Source organism: Kaarinaea lacus, assembly GCF_975902315.1.
The window spans coordinates 1-4,797 of sequence record NZ_CDLKIE010000280.1 but is presented as its reverse complement, the minus strand read 5'-3'; the positions used below and the strand labels follow the sequence as shown (position 1 = coordinate 4,797).

General features: G+C 44.1%; 7 protein-coding genes. All 7 read right to left on the bottom strand.

The features are described from left to right. Window positions 1-362 (bottom strand): hypothetical protein (locus ACWVCM_RS08825; RefSeq protein WP_455201371.1); only part of this gene is annotated, 362 nt, incomplete at its 3' end. 69 nt (window positions 363-431) lie between these two features. Next, a complete protein-coding gene (locus ACWVCM_RS08820; RefSeq protein ID WP_455201370.1) occupies window positions 432-1,319 on the bottom strand; it encodes a hypothetical protein in 888 nt (295 codons plus the stop codon). A gap of 171 nt (window positions 1,320-1,490) precedes the next feature. Continuing rightward, entirely contained in the window at window positions 1,491-2,372 is an 882-nt protein-coding gene (locus tag ACWVCM_RS08815; RefSeq protein ID WP_455201369.1) for a hypothetical protein, read from the bottom strand. Window positions 2,373-2,456: 84 nt separating this feature from the next. Beyond that, window positions 2,457-2,975: a DUF3106 domain-containing protein gene (locus ACWVCM_RS08810; protein ID WP_455201368.1), complete on the bottom strand. Its 519-nt coding sequence runs from the start codon at window positions 2,973-2,975 to the stop codon at window positions 2,457-2,459. Next, complete coding sequence (locus tag ACWVCM_RS08805; protein WP_455201367.1) at window positions 2,968-3,243, bottom strand: hypothetical protein; 276 nt, start codon at window positions 3,241-3,243, stop codon at window positions 2,968-2,970. Before ACWVCM_RS08805 ends, ACWVCM_RS08810 begins: the two co-directional genes overlap by 8 nt. Next, the gene (locus tag ACWVCM_RS08800) at window positions 3,224-3,613 is read right to left on the bottom strand and encodes a hypothetical protein (RefSeq protein ID WP_455201366.1); all 390 of its coding nucleotides are present in this window, start codon (window positions 3,611-3,613) and stop codon (window positions 3,224-3,226) included. The genes ACWVCM_RS08805 and ACWVCM_RS08800 overlap by 20 nt, the downstream gene beginning before the upstream one ends. Further along, a complete protein-coding gene (locus tag ACWVCM_RS08795; protein ID WP_455201365.1) occupies window positions 3,610-4,191 on the bottom strand; it encodes an RNA polymerase sigma factor in 582 nt (193 codons plus the stop codon). The genes ACWVCM_RS08800 and ACWVCM_RS08795 overlap by 4 nt, the downstream gene beginning before the upstream one ends. Window positions 4,192-4,797 lie beyond the last annotated feature (606 nt).

Genomic DNA, 4,797 nt, shown 5'->3' with positions numbered 1-4,797 from the left:
CTTCCGTTAAAGCGCATGGCATCCATGACAAAGTAATTGGACTCTACGGGATTGACCATAAGGTCAACCGATGCACCATACACTTTGGTGATTTTCAGGCGCACCACGCCATTTGTGGCATCCATCTCCATGTTTTCAACATCGTTATTGGTCATGGTTCCAAATATACTGACTTTTTGTCCAACTGATATTTCATCGATGGTGTGACTATCGACTGACAATTGTTTTTTCACCACAGTCGTATCTGCAATGTTTACTGTTACTAGATCGTTGAATGTTACAGTACCACCACTACGAATTAAGGTGGCACCATTCACAGTAAGAACATTACCGCTCCTGGCAATGACATTGCCTTTTACCACATCAAGGGTTCCTCCCGGTACACTTTCACCGGCATATACTTCTTTGGCAACAAATCGCGTAGGATTAAATTAAAATTTGCCCGTTACTATGGTTGCGGTGTACTGGGGCAAGACATCCATTGCCTGCAAGCCTGGCTTACCCAGGTATGACTGATTGTCAATATCATATACCGTTTCATCATCGGTCATTACTGTTAAAGTACCAAACTTGCCATCTGTTGATTGACTCTGGTGAAATGGATTAATGATAATTTCAAACTGGTTGTTCTCGACATCAACATCGTTCAAAGGACCTCGCACACGGTGTGCTTTAGGCCGCTGGAGATGCACATCTGCAATTAAATAAGGCTCGACAACCACTGTAGGAACTCCAGCATCGTCAAACACAGCCTTGTTCGTCGCATTTAAATCAAAATCCAGTGTCAAATGTGCCGGCAGGCCTCGCGATATCACAAGCTTGTTACGCCCTTCCAGATGTACCACCATCTCCAGTTCTGTCACAGGATTTCCCTCGCTATTCTGGATATCTGTTGCTTGTACTGTATCACCAGTGGCATTTTCAATCCGGATATCTGCATTGGTGTAATCCAAAACCATGGTTGCATGTTTGTAGGCTCCCAGTGGCACCATGGAAGCAGTCAGGAACTCGGTCAGTTCGGTATACTGTGCGAAGTCAACGCGGGTAGTGAGTGGTAGGACGTGTACGATAGTACCGTTTGCTTTGGTAAGCGTTATCGACTTAACATCAACCGTATAACTAATAAAATCCCCCTCTGCATCAGTTAGCCCGATTATTAATTCGCCGCTGTCATTTTGTGCAACGCTATTATCATTCGCGCCTTGACCGCAGCCAGATATAAAAGCCATGAAAATGGCAATAAAAAAAGCGAATACCATCATTTGAAGAATGCCGGCAGGCACAGACTTACGCCACCAATACTGAAGATTAGTGTTCATGTTTACCACCCCGATCGCTTATTAATTAGTTATAAGATGCAAAGCTGTTTTACAGTATCTTAAACGCAGTGATGGAATATAGGTTGACGAACCTTAAATATAAGAATTCTATTTCTGGCAGGTATTTTGTGTAGTTAGTCCCAGGACATCTGAGCCATTGTTAAAGGTCTACTACCAGTAGTATGTCACCGAACCTTTTATAAAATTAGTTGTTGTATCATCGTAGTTTTCCTGAGTACCCAGGGTTAAAGCAAGCGTCCAGTCATCAAACACATCGGTTGCAGCATAAGCCGTTGTAACGTAGGTCATATCCCCATCTATGGAAGATTCTATCCGCGCCCAGTCCAGACTATAGGTCTCAGTATTGAAATAAAAATTTACATTGAGTAACACCTGATTGTCATCCGCGACGCTTTTCAACCTCGCAACCAGAAAAGGTATTTCTTCCGGCGCTACACAATCCAACAATTCGCCACGATCGTCACTGTAATCAAACGTGGCATAACCTGCACTAAACGACCAGTTTTTATTAAGAAAATATTTTGCGTCCATCGCCAGCGCATTATTGTCCAGATTGCCACTACAATTTGATTCTGTGAAAATTTCTATTTGTCGATATTGAGGAGAGATGGTAAACACAAAATTTGATACATCCAAAGAAACATACAGGCTAAACGTATCAGTCGTTAACTTATTTTCATCACCCCAGTGTTCAAAGTCGGCACCCAGTTGAAAACTCAAACTCGAATAATAAACATATCCCAATACATAAGTATTGGTATCCAGCTCTTCGAGCGATCCTCTCACTATTTCGTCATGTTGCCCATATCCCGCTGATATCCGGTGCTGTGGTGTCATTGCCAGGTTGGTAAATATAAAAAAATCACGACTCTCTTCAGAGTCGACTCCGTAATCAATGTTGATAAGGTTGGGGATATAGAAGGTGGGTGCAATCGATAGGTCATCGGCGATAGCAATCTGCCACCAGGATTGCGCGAAAATGAGACCAATAATTGCCCAGTATTTGAGGGGAGACTTATATAGAACAAGCATAAACCATAAGGTAACCCTTACGGTGTAATTGATGCAATGCCCAGCCAGGCAAAGATTCGAATTTCTGGAAAATAATTGCCCTGTCTATTTTTTATTTTTACCTCGTGCTTTTGCTTTAGCTTGTCCAGGTGGGACTTTTAGTTGCTGCATGCGTTTCATCTGTTGTTTCACTTTTTGACGTTCCTGCGGCGTCATACTTTTCCATTGTTGCTTGAGTTCGTTCCGTCTATCCGCAGGAAGATTTTTAAACCATTGATAACGATCTCGAACCAGGCGTTGTTCTTCTTTAGTCAATTTCTGAAAACGCTCGAATCGCTGGCGTAGCAGTTTCCGTTGATCGTCATCGAGTTCCTTCCAACGTTTGAAGCGTTGGTGAAGTAGCTGTCGCTGCTCCGAATCTAATTCTTTCCAGCGCGAGGCACCTTTCATCAGGTTCATTTGTTGCCCGGGAGGTAGAGCATCCCACTTTTCCTGAAACGGCTGGAGAACCTGCTGCTCTTCCTCACCCAAGTCAGCCCAGGGAATCTTATTCTGTAGTGTCCCGGCCCAGGCTGTACCAGAAAGTACAACCAGCAACACCAAAATTACGAACCGGTTATTCATCACGTGTAACCTCTTTAACATTTACTTTTACGGAAGAGCCTTTTTCGAGATCTTCTTCCTTTACATCCAGAAAGCGCATTGGATCTACCCAATCACCGTCTTTGGTTTGCCATTCACCCAGGAATTCCAGTAGTTCCATGCTTGGTTTAGAATCTCCGTTTGCGGCATTCGCCTCAAATGCAATGCTTAGCAAAATAATGAGAATTGCTATTGGCAGCAATGCCATTTGTAGCAAAGACAATATCCGCTCAACTGACAGCCTGTTCATTTACCGCTAACCACTCATAAAATTCCAGTTCCTGGTAAAAATCTATATCTTCGGAACCTGTTAATAAATTGATATCTTCCAGTACGGCAACTGGTTCCAAATTTTGCTCAACAGGCATCGTCCAAAGCGTAACAGCCACGAGCAGTGCGGCGCCAACAATTGCCAGGCCACCAGCCGGCATAATCCAGTTAGAAAATCCCGTGCTTACTGAGGGTTTGGTTGAACAGCCATCTACAGCCTGGCGTCGGGCAGCCGCAAGTCTTGCTTTCAACTGGTCATCGATTTGGTCAACTTGCTTTTCCAATGTTGACTTGGCGGCTGTCAGGAACAACTGTTCGTCTAACAACGCCTGTTTATCTTTACTTTTCATAACCGATGGTCCTCAAGTTTTTTACGTAGTGTATGTACTGCCCGGGAAAAATGGGTTTTAACACTACCTTGCGTACAAGCCATTGCTTTAGCCGTTTCTTCCACACTTAAACCTTCCATAATGCGCAACAAAAATGCCTGCTGTTGCCGTAAAGGTAATTGATGTATTGCTACTTCTAACGCGTCAATGGTGCGTTCGTTGACCAACTTCATTACTGGTCCTTCACCATGAAGGTCTTCAAACAGGTCAATAATATTACTCTGACTATCGTCACCAATATCAGCGGAATCTTTTTGCGTCCGTTGCTGGGCCCCCGCCCTGGTAAACTCAAGCCAGGTGCGCCACTGGTTACGAACCTTTTGTCTTCGATACCAGTCGCGAATGGTGCTTTGCAGGATCCTGTGAAACAGCGGACCCCAGTCTTCCACGGAACGATCCGCGTATTTGTGGGCCAGTTTTAACATCGCATCTTGCACGATATCCAACGCATCTTCCCGGTTACCGGTCGCTATAAAAGCCATACGGTAGGCCCTGCGTTCAACACTAGCTAAAAAACGATCTAACGCTTGAGACGTCACAAATCCCCGCACAGAGTGGTATTTATCCAAACTATCAAAAAACTTTACAAGTTCTTGATTTTGGATGCAATAATGCCGTTTGTCCAGGAAAGCATATAATAGGTCGGAGACTTGCCGAATATACTATTTTAACGGTACATAGAGATATTAAACGCAATCAAAGGAGGTGGGTTGACAGTTTTGGCCCAAAAGTGGCTAATAATTAATCGATGAAATAGGCGGTCTGCTGGAATGGCTGGCATGGGGCATGGGCTCTACTTCAAGGTATTCCAGCAGACCGTTAAAGGGCAATGAAAGTAACAACGCTATGGTACAGCCTAATCGATTAAACGAATGTCATATCCCGGACACCGAACCCAAAATTAATCGATGCTCATATAAGGAACATCAAGCAGTTAATGTTACTCAATTGATTAATTAGAGTGAGGCAATCTAACTGGCTTTCGCGATGGGCGAGACCAACAATGACTCTGACGGCATGCAGTCAGGTTGTTTGATTCCCATGAGCTGCAAAACTGTTGGTGCAATGCTGCTAAGTCCTGCGCCGTTTGCCAATTCCCAGGCGTTTTTATCAGCGACCATGCAGGGTACAGGGAACGCAGTATG